Origin of the sequence: Burkholderia sp. BCC1047 (assembly GCF_902833155.1) — a bacterium.
GTDB classification, from domain to species: domain Bacteria; phylum Pseudomonadota; class Gammaproteobacteria; order Burkholderiales; family Burkholderiaceae; genus Burkholderia; species Burkholderia sola.
Genome location: NZ_CADFEH010000009.1, coordinates 1 through 16,538, shown reverse-complemented (window position 1 = coordinate 16,538; position 16,538 = coordinate 1). Strand labels below are relative to the sequence as shown.

General features: G+C 65.3%; 15 protein-coding genes. 6 read left to right on the top strand and 9 right to left on the bottom strand.

The features are described from left to right. Positions 1-71: 71 nt before the first annotated feature. From HWX55_RS11910 to HWX55_RS11880, 7 genes are all read right to left on the bottom strand, one after another. On the bottom strand, positions 72-1,388 hold the full coding sequence (locus tag HWX55_RS11910; RefSeq protein ID WP_175975755.1) for an MFS transporter: 1,317 nt from the start codon (positions 1,386-1,388) through the stop codon (positions 72-74). 76 nt (positions 1,389-1,464) lie between these two features. After that, positions 1,465-2,583 carry a tricarballylate utilization 4Fe-4S protein TcuB gene (tcuB, locus tag HWX55_RS11905; protein WP_175975894.1) on the bottom strand — a complete coding sequence of 373 codons (1,119 nt, stop codon included), beginning with the start codon at positions 2,581-2,583 and terminating at the stop codon, positions 1,465-1,467. Between the two features lie 70 nt (positions 2,584-2,653). Continuing rightward, positions 2,654-4,060, bottom strand: coding sequence for an FAD-dependent tricarballylate dehydrogenase TcuA (gene tcuA, locus HWX55_RS11900; RefSeq protein ID WP_175975754.1), 1,407 nt, complete (start codon positions 4,058-4,060; stop codon positions 2,654-2,656). A 74-nt stretch (positions 4,061-4,134) separates the two neighbouring features. Further along, complete coding sequence (locus HWX55_RS11895; RefSeq protein ID WP_175975893.1) at positions 4,135-5,076, bottom strand: LysR substrate-binding domain-containing protein; 942 nt, start codon at positions 5,074-5,076, stop codon at positions 4,135-4,137. 271 nt (positions 5,077-5,347) lie between these two features. Continuing rightward, positions 5,348-6,529, bottom strand: coding sequence for a fumarylacetoacetate hydrolase family protein (locus tag HWX55_RS11890; RefSeq protein ID WP_175975753.1), 1,182 nt, complete (start codon positions 6,527-6,529; stop codon positions 5,348-5,350). Positions 6,530-6,560: 31 nt separating this feature from the next. Beyond that, positions 6,561-8,342 (bottom strand): IlvD/Edd family dehydratase, encoded by a 1,782-nt coding sequence (locus tag HWX55_RS11885; RefSeq protein ID WP_175975752.1) that lies wholly within the window; start codon positions 8,340-8,342, stop codon positions 6,561-6,563. Positions 8,343-8,530: 188 nt separating this feature from the next. After that, positions 8,531-9,568 (bottom strand): LacI family DNA-binding transcriptional regulator, encoded by a 1,038-nt coding sequence (locus HWX55_RS11880; protein ID WP_175975751.1) that lies wholly within the window; start codon positions 9,566-9,568, stop codon positions 8,531-8,533. A gap of 297 nt (positions 9,569-9,865) precedes the next feature. On the opposite strand from HWX55_RS11880, the gene HWX55_RS11875 reads away from it, so the two are divergent. After that, positions 9,866-11,212, top strand: a complete 1,347-nt coding sequence (locus tag HWX55_RS11875) for an MFS transporter (protein ID WP_175975750.1) — start codon at positions 9,866-9,868, stop codon at positions 11,210-11,212. Between the two features lie 176 nt (positions 11,213-11,388). Here HWX55_RS11875 and HWX55_RS11870 read toward each other — a convergent pair whose 3' ends face one another. Next, a complete protein-coding gene (locus HWX55_RS11870) occupies positions 11,389-12,555 on the bottom strand; it encodes a pyridoxal phosphate-dependent aminotransferase (protein ID WP_175975749.1) in 1,167 nt (388 codons plus the stop codon). Between the two features lie 53 nt (positions 12,556-12,608). Between HWX55_RS11870 and HWX55_RS11865 the strand changes: the two genes are divergently transcribed. From HWX55_RS11865 to HWX55_RS11850, 4 genes are all read left to right on the top strand, one after another. Continuing rightward, on the top strand, positions 12,609-13,259 hold the full coding sequence (locus tag HWX55_RS11865; RefSeq protein ID WP_244140542.1) for a GntR family transcriptional regulator: 651 nt from the start codon (positions 12,609-12,611) through the stop codon (positions 13,257-13,259). Between the two features lie 166 nt (positions 13,260-13,425). Next, positions 13,426-13,965, top strand: a complete 540-nt coding sequence (locus HWX55_RS11860) for a YrhB domain-containing protein (protein ID WP_175975747.1) — start codon at positions 13,426-13,428, stop codon at positions 13,963-13,965. Positions 13,966-14,142: 177 nt separating this feature from the next. Further along, complete coding sequence (locus HWX55_RS11855; protein WP_175975746.1) at positions 14,143-14,418, top strand: hypothetical protein; 276 nt, start codon at positions 14,143-14,145, stop codon at positions 14,416-14,418. Positions 14,419-14,800: 382 nt separating this feature from the next. Beyond that, entirely contained in the window at positions 14,801-15,043 is a 243-nt protein-coding gene (locus tag HWX55_RS11850; RefSeq protein WP_175975745.1) for a hypothetical protein, read from the top strand. A 130-nt stretch (positions 15,044-15,173) separates the two neighbouring features. On the opposite strand, the gene HWX55_RS11845 is transcribed toward HWX55_RS11850, so the two are convergent. Beyond that, positions 15,174-15,407, bottom strand: coding sequence for a hypothetical protein (locus HWX55_RS11845; protein WP_175975744.1), 234 nt, complete (start codon positions 15,405-15,407; stop codon positions 15,174-15,176). A 409-nt stretch (positions 15,408-15,816) separates the two neighbouring features. Here HWX55_RS11845 and HWX55_RS11840 point away from each other — a divergent pair, with 409 nt between their 5' ends. Next, on the top strand, positions 15,817-16,419 hold the full coding sequence (locus HWX55_RS11840) for an NAD(P)H-dependent oxidoreductase (protein ID WP_175975892.1): 603 nt from the start codon (positions 15,817-15,819) through the stop codon (positions 16,417-16,419). The last annotated feature ends 119 nt before the right edge of the window (positions 16,420-16,538 follow it).

Here is a 16,538-nt window from a genome sequence, read left to right as displayed (position 1 = left end):
CGGCTTCATGCGACGCACTGTCGGAGCATGGCGGTGGCGCGAAGCCGGTCCGTGCAGGCGAGCACCGCTTCTCACACAGGCGACGCCGAACGCCGCGCCGTCCCGCCTTTGCGATACAGCGACAGGGTCGCGCACAGCCCGCAGCATGCGGCGAAGCTGAGCCAGTAGCCGGGCGCGGCCTTGTCGCCCGTCACCTCGATCAGATAGGTCGACACCGCGGGCGTGAAGCCGCCAAAGACCGCGGTCGCGAGACTGAATGCGAGCGAGAAACCGGCCACGCGAACGCTGGCGGGCATGATTTCGGTCAGCGCCGCGACCATCGCGCCGTTGTACATGCCGAAGAAGAACGAGAGCCACAACAGCACGGCCAGCATGCGGCCGAAGCTGGGCGCGGATGAAAGCCACGCGAGCGCGGGATACGACGTCACGATGGCCGCGACCGCGACGGCCACGAGAATCGGCTTGCGTCCGATGCGGTCCGACAGCGCACCGCCGACGGGCAGCCAGAAGAAATTCGACACGCCCACGCAAAGCGTGACGATCAGGCTGTCCGCCGTGGACAGTTTCAGGACGGCCCTGCCGAACGTCGGCGTGTAGACCGTGATGAGGTAGAACGTCGTCGTGGTCATCGCGACGAGCAGCATGCCGGCAAACACGGTGCGCCAGTTCCGCAGCATCGTCGCGAACACCTCGCGTGCACGCGGATGATGGGTGCGTGCCTTGAATTCGTCCGTTTCCTGCAGCGTCCGGCGAAGCACGAAAATGACCGGCACGATCGCGCAGCCGATGAAGAACGGAATGCGCCAGCCCCATGCACCGATTTCCTGGCTCGTCAGCAGATGGTTCAGCAGATAGCCCAGGGCCGCCGCGATGACGATCGCGACCTGCTGGCTGGCCGACTGCCAGCTCGTATAGAAGCCCTTGTGCCCGGGCGTGGCCATTTCCGCGAGATAGACCGACACGCCGCCCAGCTCGGCCCCGGCGGAGAAACCCTGCAGCAGGCGTCCCAGCAACACCAGCGCTGGTGCGGCGAGCCCGATCGTCGCGTACCCCGGCACGCACGCGATCAGGATCGTACCGCTCGCCATGATCGAGAGCGTGACGATCAACCCTTTGCGTCTTCCGACTTCGTCGATGTAGGCGCCGAGTACGATCGCACCGAGCGGACGCATCAGGAAACCGGCGCCGAAGACGGCAAACGTCAGCAGCAACGACGCGAACTCGCTTGCGGCCGGAAAGAAGACCCGCGAGATGCTGGTCGCATAGAAGCCGAACAGGAAAAAGTCGAATTGCTCGAGAAAATTGCCGCTGGTCACGCGCAGGACCGCGCCGAGCTTCGACGTGCCTGCGGCCGTGCTGTCCGGCGCGATCGACGGTGAGGGATGCATGGGGTGTCTCCGTTGGATGTAATTGGATGTATTGTGCGAAGCGGCCCGGAAGCCGGACCGCTTCGACCGGCCCGATTCAGTCCGAGCCGAGTTGCAGGCGGGCGGCCTGGCGTTTTTCGATCGACGACTTGAGCAGCGCCGCGCAGCGAAAGATCCCGTGCGCGAATTTTCCGTACGGCAACGTGGCGAACAGCGCCATCACGATGCCGAGATGAACGGCGAGCAGGGTCGCCATCGCGCTGCTGTCGCGCCACGCGAGCAGCGCCAGTCCCGACGCGCTCACGAGCATCAGCAGCGCGATGAAGCCGCGGTCCATCGGGCGTTGTGCCGGATCGGTCCGCGCGGGGTCGCGCCGCAGGTTGAGCCACAAGAGGCCGGCAGGCCCGATCAGCAGGCCGATTCCTCCGGCGGTGCCGAGCAGCACGGGCAGGCTCAGGAACGCGTAAGGCGCGTGCAGGTCCAGCGCGTAGTGATAGACGGTCGCCACGAGCGTGGCGGCAAAGCACAGCATGAAACCGTAGAAGGTGAAGTGGTGAAACCGGCGCCGCGCGAGCGTGAACGCATCGTCCGATTCGTTGCAGCCATTACCGTGGCCGCCGTCGAGATAGGTGAGCGCGAGCGCGTGCTTCGCCGCCTCGGCAACCGCCGGCATGCTTGCCGTGCCCGACGACACGTCGCGCCAGAAACGCGTCACGCCCACCCCGAGCGCCAGAACGGCGAGCCCGAACACCGAGCCGAACATCGCGGCGAGCAGGTTGTGCGGAAAGATCGCATAGAAACGGCCGCCCGACGGGCCATTCAGCAGCGAGCCGTGCATCGCGACGCCGAGCATCAGGAAAAGCACCAGCCCGATCGCGAGCGCGAGCGCGACGGTCAGGCCGTTGCGCCGGTAGAGCTTGCTCAGCGCGGCGGGCCACGCATATTCGACATACGTATCGAGCCGGACCTGCGCCATCGCCTTCGGCACGTTCACCGCGAATTCGTGCGGCGGCGCATATTGGCAGGCGTGATAGCACGCGCCGCAGTTGTGGCACAGGTTGGCCAGGTAGTTGACGTCCGCCTTCGCGAACTCGAGCCGGCGCGTCATCGCCGGAAAGACCGCGCAAAATCCTTCGCAGTAGCGGCACGCATTGCAGATCTGCATCTGGCGCGCGACTTCCGCTTCGTGGTCGGTGACGGGCACGATGCGGATCACGGCGGCGCCGCTCGCGCGTGTCGACGGCCGGCCGGCGGGCGTGAGCGCGTGGGTGTCGCGAACTTGTTCTTCAATATTGTGCACGTTGAACTCCGGTCGTTTGCGCGGCCTTCGCCGCCTCGGTGCCCGCGATACGGCCGAACGCGGTGCCGATCGACATCCCGACGCCCGCCGTGTAACCCTTGCCCAGTACGTTGCCGGCCATCATCTCGCCGGCAACGAACAGGTTGTCGCTCGGCCGTCCGCCGAAGTGAACCTGCGCGCGCTCGTTGACCTTGAGCCCGAGATACGTGAACGTGATGCCGGGACGCAGCGCGTAGCCGAAGAAGGGCGGCGTATCGATCGGGCGTGCCCAGTGGGTTTTCGCGGGGCTGACGCCTTCGGTGCGACAGTCGTCGAGCGTCGTGTGATCGAACGTGTCTGCCCGGCATGCGGCGTTGTACGCGCGTAGTGTTTCCACGAACGCTCGTTCGGGCAGGTTCAGCCCGCGCGCGAGTTCCGGCAACGAATCGGCGCGGACACCCGGAAATACCGGCGGCATGAAGCGTCCGACGGCCTTGGCATCGATGATCGAGTAGGCGGTCTGCCCCGGCTGCTGCGCGACGAGGCGGCCCCAGATCGCGTAACGCTTCGGCCAGAAGTCTTCGCCTTCGTCATAGAAGCGCTGCGCATCTCGGTTGACGACGATACCGAGCGACACGCAATCGATCCGTGTGCAGATGCCGCCGTCGTAGAGCGGCGCGCGCGCGTCGATTGCGACGCAATGCGACTGCGACGGGTCGCCGATCGCATCCGCGCCGGCGTCGAGCATCGCCTTGAGCAGGACGCCCTGGTTGAACCGCGTGCCGCGGATGAGGAAATTATCGGCGGGCCATTCGCCACGCTCGTTTTGTCCCCACGCGTCGCGCAGCCATGCGCGGTTGGATTCGAAGCCGCCCGCCGCGAGCACGCAACTGCGCGCCTCGAAGCGCCGGTTTCCGCTACGCGCGGCGACGAAGCGTTCGCCGTCGAGTTCGATGGCGTCGACGGGCGTGTCGTAGCGAATCTGGACGCCCAGCGCTTCGGCGCTGCGGTAATACGCGTTCACGAGCGCTTTGCCGCCGCCCATGAAGAATGCATTGGTGCGCGCTACGTGCAGTGCGCCGGACAGCGGCGGCTGAAACCGCACGCCATGTGCGCGCATCCACGGGCGACAGGTCGCCGATGCGCGGATCGCGAGCCGGGCCAACGCCTCGTTCGTGATGCCGCCCGTGACCTTCAGCAAGTCCTGCCAGTACTCTTCTTCCGGATAGGCGCCGACCAGCACGTCCTGCGGGCCGTCGTGCATGCAACGCAGGTTGCGGGTGTGCTGGGAATTTCCGCCGCGCCATTCGCGCGGCGCCGCTTCGAGCAGCAGCACCGACGCGCCGGCTTCGCGCGCCATCAAGGCGGCGCACAGCGCCGCGTTGCCGCCGCCGATTACGAGAACATCGACCATCTGAGTTGTCTCCTTTGAGACGCACTCTACGGATCGGCCTCGCGTGTCGCCATCAGCGGAGCGGCAACACGTCTTCAGTTTTTGTGAAGAGGCGGCTCGCGCAGCGTGGCGCCGGGCCACCCGCCTGCCGCGACGATCTCGCGCGCGACGTCGGCGAGGACGACCCGCGCGGCGAGCCCGGCGGGCGACAACTCGTCGTCGGAGACGCTCGCGATCAGGTTCGGCCGCGTCGCGTGGGCGTCCGCGACCGGGACGCTCGTAAGCGCGGCGTTCTCGAGCCGCGCAAGCGCCGCGCCCGGTTGAATGGTTGCTCCGAGCCCGCCGCGCACCGCATCCATCAACATCGCGAGGCCGTCGACTTCGGCGGCGATGTGCGGGGTGAAGCCGGTGCGGGCGAATGCGGCATCCAGCAACGCGCGCAGGCCATGCGGGCCGCTCGGCAGGATCAGCGGCACGGCGCCGAGGTCCGCCAGACGGACGTGCGGCCCGTCTGGCATCCCCGGCAGGCCGGGGGCGCCGATCACGAACAGATGTTCGTCGAGCAACGGCATCACGCTCCAGCGCTGCGCGGGTTCTTCACGAAACAGGATCGCCAGGTCGATTTGGCGCGCACTCAGCATCGCGCCCAGATAGCCCGACAGGCTCTCGACCATGCGCAAGCGGACATCCGGATAGCGCTGTCGCATCGCCCGCATGAACGCGAGACCGAGTACGCCGGTCGTGCTGGGTGCAAGCCCGACGCTGACGTGCCCCGACAGGCGCGCCTGACGCGCGGCAAGCGCCGCATCGTCGACGTGGCGCAACGCGAGTTGCGCCTGTCTCCAGAATGCAAGGCCGGCGTCCGTCGGCACGACGCCCGTGGAGGTGCGTTGCAGCAGGCGCGTGGACAACTCGCTCTCGAGCCGGCTGATCTGCTGGCTCAGGGCGGACGTCACCACGCCCAGTTCCAGCGCGGCCTTGCCCATGCTGCCGTGTTCCACGACGCAGACGAAATAGCGCAGTTGCCTCAGTTCCATCGACACCTCGAATTGACTCAGCCGCAGTATTGTCGCAGCCGACGAGGCGTCGGTGGGGGCGAATCGCGTCCGTCGAGGCCGTGGAGTGCCGCCGGAAAGACTGCGGGATGGCGGGATCGGCTGGCGGCGCCGTTCCGGCTCTGCGAGTGTTCGGGTCGCGCAGCGAAGGCCGGCCACGTGCGTGCCGGCGCGAACGGCCATTTCATACCGCTTCGCTTATTGTCCGTCGACGTCGTTCGCGAAGGGCTTCAGGTCGTCGCCTTTCCCGCTTTCATCCGGCAAGCACCCCGCGCGCGGCCAGATTCGCATACAGCGCGCGCACGCCGAAGGTCCACGGCGCGATCTCCGTGCAAAGCCGCACGGTGTTGACGAGTGCGCCGAGCGCGGGCGTGGAGATCGTGACGCGGTCGCCGAGGTGATGCGTGAATCCGCCCCCGGGCGCGTCGCGATCCTGGATCGGCGAGAACATCGTGCCGAGGAACAGCATGAAGCCGTCCGGATACTGGTGATGCGCGCCGCAGGTCTGCGCGACGAGGTCGGCCGGGTCGCGGCTGATCTCGCGCATGTGGCTGATGCCGTCGAGCACGAAGCCGTTGTCCGCGCCTTCGACGCGCAGAGACACGCTGCATGCCCGCACGCCGTCGAGCGTGAAGCCGTCGTCGAACAGCCGCACGAACGGGCCGATCGCGCACGAGCCGTTGTTGTCCTTGCATTTGCCGAGCAGCAGCGCCGACCGGCCTTCGACGTCGCGCAGGTTTACGTCGTTGCCGAGCGTCGCGCCGACCGGCCTGCCGTCGCTGGCGACCGCCAGCACGATCTCCGGCTCGGGGTTGTTCCACACCGATATGGGCAGCAGCCCCACGTCCGCGCCGAAGCCGACCGCGGACATCGGCTGCGCCTTGGAGAACACCTCGGCATCCGGGCCGATGCCGACTTCCATGTATTGCGACCACGCGCCGCGGCGCTCGAGTTCCGCCTTCAGGCGCAGCGCGGCTTCCGAGCCCGGCACGATCTTCGACAGGTCGGTGCCGATGGTCGCGGCGATGGTGTCGCGCACTTCGCGCGCCTTGGCCGGATCGCCGCCGGCCTGTTCCTCGATCACGCGTTCGATCAGGCTGACCGCAAAGGTGACGCCGCACGCCTTGATCGCCTGCACGTCGCACGGCGCGAGCAGGTGCGTCGCGCCAGGCGTGCCGTCGAGCGCCGCCTGCAGCAGCGGCTCGACGCGGCCGAGCGATTCGCCGGCCGCGGTGCGCGCGATGGCGACCGCATCGGGGCGGTCGAACAGGTCGGCGGTGGTCGGCACGGTGCGCGTGATGTCGAACACTTCGCCGCCGCGCACGGCGACGACGCTCGGGCCCGCGTGGGCGCCGTCGTGCCGCCAGACGCGGCCGATCAGCAGCGCGTGGTCGAGGTCGTGCGGCAGGCAGTCGGAAACGGAAGGAGTACGCATGGTCAGCTCGGCAAGAGTCGGGGACGGTGGGTCAGTGCGAATGGCGCGGGTTGCCGCGCTGCTCGATCACCTTCAGGTACAGCGTGGCCGGTTCGAGGCAGCCGCCGGTGGACAGCTGGCCGACGAACCGGCGATAGAGTTCCTGCCACGGCGTTTGCGCCTGCGGCACGGTGAAGCTGGCGGTTTCGCGGCGGCGCGCGAGTTCGTCCTCGTCGACGAGCACGTCGACACTGCGGCGGTTCAGGTCCACGCGCACGCGGTCGTTCGTACGCAGTAGAGCGAGGCCGCCGCCGACCGCGGCTTCCGGCGACATGTTCAGGATCGACGGGCTGGCCGACGTGCCGCTCTGGCGTCCGTCGCCCATGCACGGCAGCGACGTCACGCCGCGCTTCACCAGCTCGGCCGGCGGCGCCATGTTCACGACTTCGGAGCTGCCCGGGTAGCCGACCGTGCCGCAGCCGCGGATCACGAGGATGCAGCGCTCGTCGATGTTCAGCGCGGGATCGTTGATGCGCGCGTGGTAATCCTCGGGGCCGTCGAACACGATCGCGCGCGCCTCGAACGTATTCTCCGCGCCCGGCTCGGAAAGGTAAGTCTGGCGGAACGCGTCGCCCACCACCGACATCTTCATGATCGCGCTGTCGAAGAAATTGCCCGACAGCACCATGAAGCCGGCGCCATGCTTGAGCGGCGCGTCGGGCGTACGGATCACGTCGCGGTCGGCGTCCTGCGCGGTGTCGGCGATCTCGCCGATCGCGCGGCCCGATACGGTCAGGCAATCGCGCCGCAGCAGGCCGGCCGCATCGAGCTGGCGCAGCACGGCGGGGACGCCGCCGGCGCGGTGGAAGCTCTCGCCGAGGTATTCGCCGGCCGGCATGCAGTTCACGAGCAGCGGTACGGCTTCACCCAGGCGCTGCCAGTCGTCCAGGCTCAGTTCGACGCCCATGTGGCGTGCAATCGCGATCAGGTGCGGCGGGCAATTCGTCGATGCACCCAGCGCGGAGGCCACGACGATCGCATTCTCGAATGCCGCGCGCGTCATGATCTTCGACGGGCGAAGGTCTTCGCGAACGAGCTCGACCGCGCGCTTGCCGGTCGCGTAAGCCATCTGGCCGCGCTCACGATAGGCGGCGGGAATGCTCGCGCACCCGGGCAGCGACATGCCGAGCGCTTCGGCGAGGCTGTTCATCGACAGTGCGGTGCCCATAGTGTTGCAATGGCCGATCGACGGCGACGATGCCGTGGTCAGCTGCATGAAGCCTTCGTAATCGATCTCGCCGGCCGCGAGCAGGTTGCGCGCATGCCAGATCACCGTGCCCGAGCCGACCCGCTTGCCGTCGTGCCAGCCGTCGAGCATCGGTCCGCCCGACAGCACGATCGCGGGCATGTCGACGGTGGCCGCGGCCATCAGGCACGCGGGCGTGGTCTTGTCGCAGCCGGTCGTCAGCACCACGCCGTCCAGCGGAAAGCCGTGCAGCACTTCCACCAGCCCGAGGTAGGCGAGATTGCGGTCGAGCGCGGCGGTGGGCCGGCGGCTCTGCTCGGCCAGCGGATGTACGGGGAATTCCATCGGAATGCCGCCCGCGTCGCGGATGCCGGCCTTGGTGCGTTCGGCCAGCTCGATGTGGTGGCGGTTGCACGGCGCGAGGTCGCTGCCCGTCTGCGCGATGCCGATGACAGGACGGCCCGACTGCAGTTCCTCGCGCGTCAACCCGTAGTTCATGAAGCGCTCGACATAGAGCGCAGTCATGTCTGCGTGCGCGGGGTCGTCGAACCATTCCTGGCTGCGCAGACGGCGAGGGGTGTGTGACATGGCAGGCTGTCTCCTAAGGGGCCTTCTTCATTTTGCGTGCCGGATGGTACCGGTAACATCGACTGGATGTTAGCACGGCTTTTTTGCGTAGCGGAAGGGATTTCGTGCGCGCGTGGCGAAGGCGTGGGGCAGGGGCCGGTGCGAAGCCGCGTGCGTCGCGTCCTGGGATGCGCGCGGCCGTCGGCCCGTCAGGCGCTTTCCCGCGCGATGATCGTGTAGTCGATACGGATGCTTTTCGACTCGGTCGGCTCGCCGCCGTCGCGCGCTTGCAGTGTCGCCAGCAACGCTTCGCCGGTGCGCAGCCCGATGCCGTACGCATCGACCGACACGGTGGTGATGGTCGGGTGGCAGCACTCGGCCACTTCGAAGTTTCCGAAGCCGGCCACAGCGATGTCGGCAGGCACGGCGAGCCCGCGCCGGTGGCATTCCATGATCGCGCCGAATGCCGACATGTCGCTCACGCACATCACCGCGTCGGTATCCGGCCATTGCTCCAGCAGCGCGGCCATCGCGGGCCCGCCGTGGCTCATCGTGATCGGCGATTCGCCCAGCCGCACGACGCGCGGTTCGCCCAGGCCCAGCGCCTTGATCTCCGCCTGGTATCCCTTGAGCCGGTCCAGGCCGCGACGATCCAGTTCGCTCGCGCCGACCAGAAAGCCGATGCGTCGATAACCGCGCTCGGCCAGATGACGCACCATCGCACGGGCGGCGCGCACGTTCGAGAAGCCGACGGCGGTGTCGATCGGGCGCGTGGGCAGGTCCCACATCTCGACCACCGGAATCGCCGAGCGCTCCAATACCTTGCGCGTCGCATCGGTATGCTGCGACCCCGTCAGCGCGATGCAGCGCGGCTGGTGTCGCAGCATCGACCGGACGAGCCGTTCTTCCCGTTCCAGGTCGTAATCGGTATCGCCGAGCAGCAATTGCAGACCATGCGGCTCGAGCGCATCGGTCAGGCCGCGCACGGTGTCCGAGAAGTTGGAGCTCGACAGCGACGGCACCAGCACCGCGACGAATTCCGAGCGCCCCGACGACAGCGCACCGGCGGCGGCATCCGCCACGTAGCCGAGCTGCTCGATGGCCTCGCAGACCCGTGCGCGCGTCTCGGCGGCCACGCTGTGGCCGGCGAGCACGCGCGACACCGTCATCTTCGATACGCCGGCGAGGCGCGCTACGTCGGACATGCGGGGCGGCCCGGCGGGCCGGACGGCGGTGGGACTGGGCATCGGAATCGCGATCGGGAGAAAGCCGGAAAGGCTACATCATACCGGTGCGGCATACCGCGCAGGCGGGTCGCGCCGTACCCGTCGCGGGGAGGGCTGTACTAGGGAAACCACGCGTTCGGCGGCACTTGTATGCGCGTATTGCAGCATGCTACCTTCAACGTTGTTACCGGTATCAGCGTGCCGATCGCTCCCGTCGCCTCGTCGGCTTTTTTTTGCCACAGAATGTTATCGGTAACATCGATGCGCGAAGCGCACGCGACGGTACGAAGAAGACCTACACAATCAGGAGACAGACCGATGCCATCCCTTACGCAGGCCGCTGCCGCACCGGCCGCGGCCGACTCGTCCGAAGACGCCCTTTACCGCAAGGTCATGCGGCGCATCCTGCCGTTGCTGCTGCTGTGCTACGTCGTGGCCTACCTGGACCGCGTCAACGTGGGCTTCGCGAAGCTGCAGATGCTGGACGACCTGAGCCTGAGCGACGGCGTCTATGCGCTCGGCGCCAGCATCTTCTTCTGGGGCTATTTCCTGTTCGAGATGCCCAGCAACCTGCTGCTGCACCGCTACGGCGCGCGCTTCTGGATCGCACGAATCATGATCACGTGGGGCATCGTGTCGTCGTCGATGGCGTTCATCGTGCCGCTCGCGCAGTTCTTCCACGTGCAGACGACCACGATGTTCTACACGCTGCGCTTCCTGCTGGGGCTGTGCGAAGCGGGGTTTTTCCCGGGCGTCATCCTGTACATGAACTACTGGTTCCCGGCGCGCCGCCAAAGTGTGGCGATGTCGGGCTTCCTGGTCGCGATTCCGCTGAGCCTGACGTTGGGCAGCGTGGTGTCCGGCTGGCTGATGGAGCAGACGCATGGCCTGTCGGGCATGAGCGGCTGGCAATGGATGCTGCTGCTCGAAGGGCTGCCGTCGATCGTGGTGGCGTTCATCGTGCTGGCCTGCCTCGGCGACGGCCCGCAGACGGCGAAGTGGCTGTCCGCCGACGAAAAGGCGGTGCTGTCGCGCAACCTCGAATCCGAGGCCGCGCACAAGTCGCACAGCATCGGCGCCGCGCTGCGCAGCCCGCGCGTCTGGCTGCTCACCTTCATCCTGCTGACGTTCAATACCGGCTTCTACGGGCTGGCCTTCTGGCTGCCGTCGATCATTCGCGCGTCGGGCGTGCACAGCCCGCTGCATATCGGCGTGCTGACGGCCATTCCGTACCTGACGGCGATCTTCGCGATGGTGTGGAACGCGTCGCACTCGCGCAAAACCGGCGAACGCCGCCTGCACGCGGCGATTCCCGCGCTGATCGGCGGCGTCTTCCTGATCCTGAGCGCGGCGTTCGCGCAGAACGTGGCGCTGTCGATCGTATTCCTGACTATTGCCACCTGCGGCATCCTCGCGTTGATGCCGATCTACTGGACCTTTCCGGGGCAGATCCTGTCCGGCACGGCCGCGGCCGCCGGTATCGCGCTGATCAACTCGGTGGGCAACCTGTCCGGCTTCACGGGCTCGATGATCACCGGCGTCGCCAAGCAAATGACCGGCAACATCAACAACGGCACCTATGCGCTGGGCGCTTGCCTGCTGGTCAGCTGCGTGCTGATCGCGTCGATTCCGCGCGATATTTTGCGGCCGCCGGTGGGGCGGTAGGGCGTTCGCGGGACGTTACGTTTGGCCGGGGCTGCGACATCGCGCTGCCTCGGCGCCGGATGCATCACGTCATGTGGATTGATCTCGTGTGAGTTCGCTCGACCATCACCGACGGAATTCCGGATACCTCCAACAGCGACGCCCGGCGCGCTGCTCGCTTTTCTCGTGAGCGGCCGTCAAGCGTCTTCCAGTGCGAAGCGCACCTTGTCCCCGAGCGTGCGCAACCGTTCGACAGGCTCGTTCGAGAACACGAAACGGACGTACTGCTCGCCGTGTGCGACACCCCATCCGGTCATGGCCGTCGCACATACGCCGCGGCGCAGCAACCGCTCCGAGATTTGCGATCCGGTCAGGCCGAAATCGGACACGCGCAGCAGCATCGACCAGCCGCCCGCCGGCATCCCGAACGGGAGCCCGGATAGTTCCGCGGCGACCGTGTCCCGCCGTCTCTCGAGTTCGCTCACGTAGCCAGGCAGATCGGAGGCGGAATGTTCGAGCGCAACCGCCGCAGCCTCCTGGGCAATGCCGACCGGCACCACGACATTGGCGAGCGACACGGCCACGAGATCGGGAATCAGCCATTCCGGCGCGACGATCCAGCCGACCCGCCAGCCGATCATGCGCAGCTCCTTCGACGCCGCGCCGACCGTGACCGTACGCTGGGCCATGCCGGGCAGGCCGGCGGGATGGATGACCGTGCGCCCATCGAAAAGCAGCCGTTCCATCGCGCTGTCGAGGATCAGCAGCAGATCGTTCTGCACACACAGGCTCGCGATCAGTTGCCAGTCGGACGCATCGAAGAAGCCGCCCGAAGGCATCGAAGGAGACATCAGCAGCATGGCCCGCGTTTTCGGACCGATTGCGGCCCGCAGCGCGGCGTGGTCGAGCTTCCATTCGCCGCCCGGTGTGAAGGCGAACGGGACTTGGCGGGGCACGCCGCCCGCCAGGCGGACGCGGTTCAGCAGACCAGCGTACGTCGGATCGGTGACGATGACTTCGTCGCCGGTCTCGACGGTAGCGAGCAGCGTGTTCAGAATGCCGGAGAGTCCGCCCGCCGACACCACCACCTGGTCGGCCGTGAAGCGCTGCCCGGAAAGCGCCGACACGTGTGCGGCAGCGCTCGCGCGTAGCCGATCCTGGCCGACGAATGGCAGATAGGAGTTGGCCGAGTCTCGCTGGATTGCTTCTCGGGTGAAGGCGAGCGCTTCTGAGGTAGGCGGGATGTCAGTATCGAGATTTTCGAGTCGCAAAAGGTCGACGTCGGCATGATCGGCGATCGAACCCATGCGATCGACGCCGATGCCGGCGATGTGCTGCAGACGGACAGGGCGGTGGTGGCGCATCGAGCCTCCGGTTTTGTTACAATTTAATAGATAATCTATGCATGGTGGTCGGGATGAATTTGGAAGTCAAGGAGGATCGCTCGCTGGCCGATCGGATCGCTGTCGCGTTGGCGGACCGCATCATCTCCGGCGTCATCGCGCCGGGAGAGTGGCTGCGTCAGGACCATATCGCGGCGGAGTTCGGCGCGAGCCATGTGCCGGTGCGCGAGGCGTTCAGGCGGCTGGAAGCGCAGGGGTTGGCCGTGGTGGAGCCGCGACGAGGCGTGCGGGCGGCGCCGCTCGAGCCGGCGGACGTGCTTGAAATGGCGAAGATGCGTGCTGCTTTCGAGGCGCTGGCGCTGCGGGAGGCGATTCCCGCTCTCGACGCACGTGCGCTGGAGGAGCTCGATGCGATCCTCGATCAGGAGACGGCGGCGCGTGGCATCGCCGTGCTTGGCACGCTGAACCTGAGGTTTCATCGCGCATTGACAGCGCGGTGCGGGATGCCGCGGCTCGTCGCCGCGATTGGCGACATGCATCGGGCTAGTGCGCGGCATTTGTATGCGACGTGGCAGCAGCTTGACTGGCAGGATCGCTCGAACGACGAGCATCGGGACATCGTTCGGGCGATACGCGAGGGGGATGTGGACGCAGCGTGTGCGGTTTTGTCCGCGCATATTCTGGGTGCGGGGGATGCGCTGGCGCAGGCGTTGGGTAGGCGGTAGGGAGGTGGGTCGAGTCGGGGGCGTCGACCGGTCCATGGTTTTTCTCGCGCTGACTTGGTTCACACGCGCGCGAAAAGGTGTACACGCTTTGTGCTCTTCAACGCCGAGCAGCTGCTTCCCGCCGCGGAACTTTGACGGATCGTATACTCCACCACACTAACGACTGATGGAACTCACAGCCGAGCAAGCAAAGGAAGTCGCCCAACGTGCCATCACCAAGACAGTTGGGGAAGGCTGCGAAGCGGTTGTTATCGATGAATACACTCAGGAGTTCGATGTTGGCTGGGTCTTCTTCTATCAATCATCGCGCTTCCTTGAATCAGGCGACATGAGAGATCGCCTGGCGGGGAATGCGCCATTGTTTGTCAGTCGAGCTGATGGCCAAGCCACCTCCATCAGCTATCACAGGCCAATTGCCGAGTCGATCCAAGCCTACCGCGCATGCGGGGACGCTAACGGTTATGAAGAGTCGCAGATTCGACTCGTGCGATGGTCTGTCGGGGCGAACAAGGTTCAAGCGATACGGCTGATCCGTCAACATTCACCCGTGAGTCTTGCGGAGGCAAAGCATGCGGTCGATCAATGTCTTGCCGGGCATGAGGTAGGGGTCGCAGTGAGGGACGTCGCATCAGCCAAGCAACTGGCGATTGACCTTGCCGAGGTCGGTTTCCATGGGATCATCACGTTTTGTAGTACCCGCCGATAGCAATCGGTCGACTGATGCTCGATTGCGTTCGCCCTGCAACAGCCGCGCGTCGCTGAGCCGTGGTCGGGTTCGGCATTTTCGGACATTCGACATCGCAGACTGGATCGTCGACAATCGGGTCCGGGGCTATTCCGGTAACCCCCTGCCTCTTCATGAAGCCGGCCGAGATACCAAAGAATGACTATTGATCAGTTACTGCTCGATGATATTTCCGATGAGTTGGCCGGTGGTAGCTTGAATTACTGCGTGTTTCTCAAGGCCTACGCCGTTGTTCTTGCCGAACCGCTTCAATCTACGGAGATAGTCTCAACGGCTCTTGGAGGCGGAGCGATTGCGATCGATTTTGCGGAGATAAGTTCTGAATCAGTTATTGAGATGGTGAAATGCTGTCTCCTTTACGCCGGGGACGATGCTGCTGGACCTCGAAAGGAACGCTCGAATCGGACGTTTTGATGGGGATGCTCGAGAAGCTTGTATCCGACTTACGGCTCACAATATCGCACGCGATAAAGGTTGAGGCGTTCACGCTAAAAGAGGGGCACCCCTTCTATCCGGTTTTCTGGGACTTTGCATTCTTGTTCCGGGCTGCTTCGGAAGCCACCATCTTCATCGGAGCTAGCTCAGATTGATTTGGGCCATGCCGAGCGACCAGTGGCCGAAAAATTTCCCGGCAGGTCCCGAACGTGTTCGATGAGGTTTCGTGGAGAACCGACGGAGGCCGCAGCAACTGGCTACATCGGTCGGCAATCGACCACGAACGGTCGGTCGACATGTGCGATGCACTTCGTTAATAATTTGACGTCCACCACGCTCGAACGAAAGGGCATGTGAACTCATGCAATTCGAATTCGTTGATGTTCGATGGCGCCATCATTTTGAAGCGGAACCCACGCGTCTCGTCCCGGAGCTTGACGAACATCGCATGGAAACCCGAAAGCTCGAGTTTTTTAGGGATGGGCAGGTCGGCTATGCGTGCGCCGGCCATGCGACGTGTGGGACTGCCGCTGATCCCGAATTCGCTGGCACCATGATTTCCGCAGACGAGTTTGAAGCCCGATGGTCAACGCACGTGCGCTGATGCAAAGTGCGTAGCGCCGACTGGCCGCTTAGGGTCGTGCAGGGCGGTGGCCGGCCGCGTTCGGCCACGAACGGACGCTCGACACAGCTTTTTAGATCGTCGGCAATCGGTGCGGATAAGGGCGTAGCCTTTAGCGGTTACCGTCGATCAGATCGTTCAGCAGCGCATCGAACGCGGCCTGTGCGTCTTCAAGTTCCTGCAGGGCGGCATCAAAGGTTTGCAGCGCGAACGGCGAAGGCTCGCCGCTGCCTTGCGGCGGAAATTGCTTCTGCATCGAGGTGAACGTACTCTGCACGCGCAGCGTGGCGGCCACCATGCGCTCCATCGCCTGGGTTTCTTCGGCTCGGGCCTGTTCGGGATTCATTCCTCTCTCCTTGGATGGTTTTCTTGAAGACCAGATCGTACACGCTGTGTCCGTTCTTGCCGCCCTTGGCAGAACGACTCCGTTGAAGGCTCCAACGGCACGCTGCGGGAGAAGCGATTTAATCGGGAATGATTCCGCAGTCGCGCCGAGGCCAAGATACTCATCGAGCGAGGCTATAAAATCCCGCCGCAGGTCACAACGATTGGCCGCTTTGGATAAATCTGAAGGGCCGTTCTGGGTCGGCAACCGCCGATCCTGCCATCCATCTGCCTAGCCGATGGATCGGTTCGGAATATCGCGACTAGTCAGAGAGAGTAGGCGGCAGGATAATGCGCACATGTTTGAAGCGCTCAGAAAACTCCTGTTCCGCCCAATGCCCAGGCCCGAGCGCAAGCCGGAGGTCAAATCCATGACGATCCTACACATCGACTCCAGTATTCTCGGGGGCTACTCGGTTAGCCGCTCGCTTTCTGCCGACATCGTGGCCCGACAACAGGCCCTGCACCCGGACTCCAAGGTGATCTACCGGGATCTGGTGGCAGACGCCGCCCTGCACCTGTCAGATCGGCACATGGCCGTCTTCCAGGGCGGCGCGGTGTCGGACCCGGGCCTCGGGGCGGACCTGGCCGCTGGTGACGCCTACATCGACGACCTGTTCGCCGCCGACATCATCGTCATCGGCCTGCCGATGTACAACTTCTCCGTTCCATCGCAGCTGAAGGGCTGGATCGATCGCGTCTGCGTTGCCGGCCGCACCTTCCAATATGGCGCGAACGGGCCCGAAGGCTTGCTGCCCAAGGGCAAGAAGGTGTTCATCGCCTCCTCGCGCGGCGGCGTCTACACTGGCGACAGCCCGGCCGCTGGTCTCGACTTCCAGGAAACCTACCTGCGAAGCGTGCTGAACTTCATCGGCCTGACCGACATTAAGGTCGTGCGTGCTGAAGGCCTCAACATGGGCGACGAGATCAAGGCCGCCGCGATCGCCAAGGCCAAGGCCGAGATCGCCGCCTAGGTGTGAAGCTTCAATAGGTTGTATCGATGGTTCATCCGGACTGAGTCTGGGAGACTGGAAGTCGCCAAACACCCAACCTTCCAGGAACCCAGCCGGATGAACACCCATAAGAATGCCCG

Bases quoted from the DNA above. Each gene is read 5' to 3' on its own strand.
- HWX55_RS11840 (WP_175975892.1), top strand. From the start codon at position 15,817: ATGACGATCCTACACATCGACTCCAGTATTCTCGGGGGCTACTCGGTT.
- HWX55_RS11875 (WP_175975750.1), top strand. From the start codon at position 9,866: ATGCCATCCCTTACGCAGGCCGCTGCCGCACCGGCCGCGGCCGACTCG.
- HWX55_RS11880 (WP_175975751.1), bottom strand. From the start codon at position 9,568: ATGCCCAGTCCCACCGCCGTCCGGCCCGCCGGGCCGCCCCGCATGTCC.
- HWX55_RS11890 (WP_175975753.1), bottom strand. From the start codon at position 6,529: ATGCGTACTCCTTCCGTTTCCGACTGCCTGCCGCACGACCTCGACCAC.
- HWX55_RS11860 (WP_175975747.1), top strand. From the start codon at position 13,426: ATGGAACTCACAGCCGAGCAAGCAAAGGAAGTCGCCCAACGTGCCATC.
- HWX55_RS11885 (WP_175975752.1), bottom strand. From the start codon at position 8,342: ATGTCACACACCCCTCGCCGTCTGCGCAGCCAGGAATGGTTCGACGAC.
- HWX55_RS11910 (WP_175975755.1), bottom strand. From the start codon at position 1,388: ATGCATCCCTCACCGTCGATCGCGCCGGACAGCACGGCCGCAGGCACG.
- HWX55_RS11845 (WP_175975744.1), bottom strand. From the start codon at position 15,407: ATGAATCCCGAACAGGCCCGAGCCGAAGAAACCCAGGCGATGGAGCGC.
- HWX55_RS11870 (WP_175975749.1), bottom strand. From the start codon at position 12,555: ATGCGCCACCACCGCCCTGTCCGTCTGCAGCACATCGCCGGCATCGGC.
- HWX55_RS11855 (WP_175975746.1), top strand. From the start codon at position 14,143: ATGACTATTGATCAGTTACTGCTCGATGATATTTCCGATGAGTTGGCC.
- HWX55_RS11895 (WP_175975893.1), bottom strand. From the start codon at position 5,076: ATGGAACTGAGGCAACTGCGCTATTTCGTCTGCGTCGTGGAACACGGC.
- HWX55_RS11865 (WP_244140542.1), top strand. From the start codon at position 12,609: ATGAATTTGGAAGTCAAGGAGGATCGCTCGCTGGCCGATCGGATCGCT.
- HWX55_RS11850 (WP_175975745.1), top strand. From the start codon at position 14,801: ATGCAATTCGAATTCGTTGATGTTCGATGGCGCCATCATTTTGAAGCG.
- tcuA (WP_175975754.1), bottom strand. From the start codon at position 4,060: ATGGTCGATGTTCTCGTAATCGGCGGCGGCAACGCGGCGCTGTGCGCC.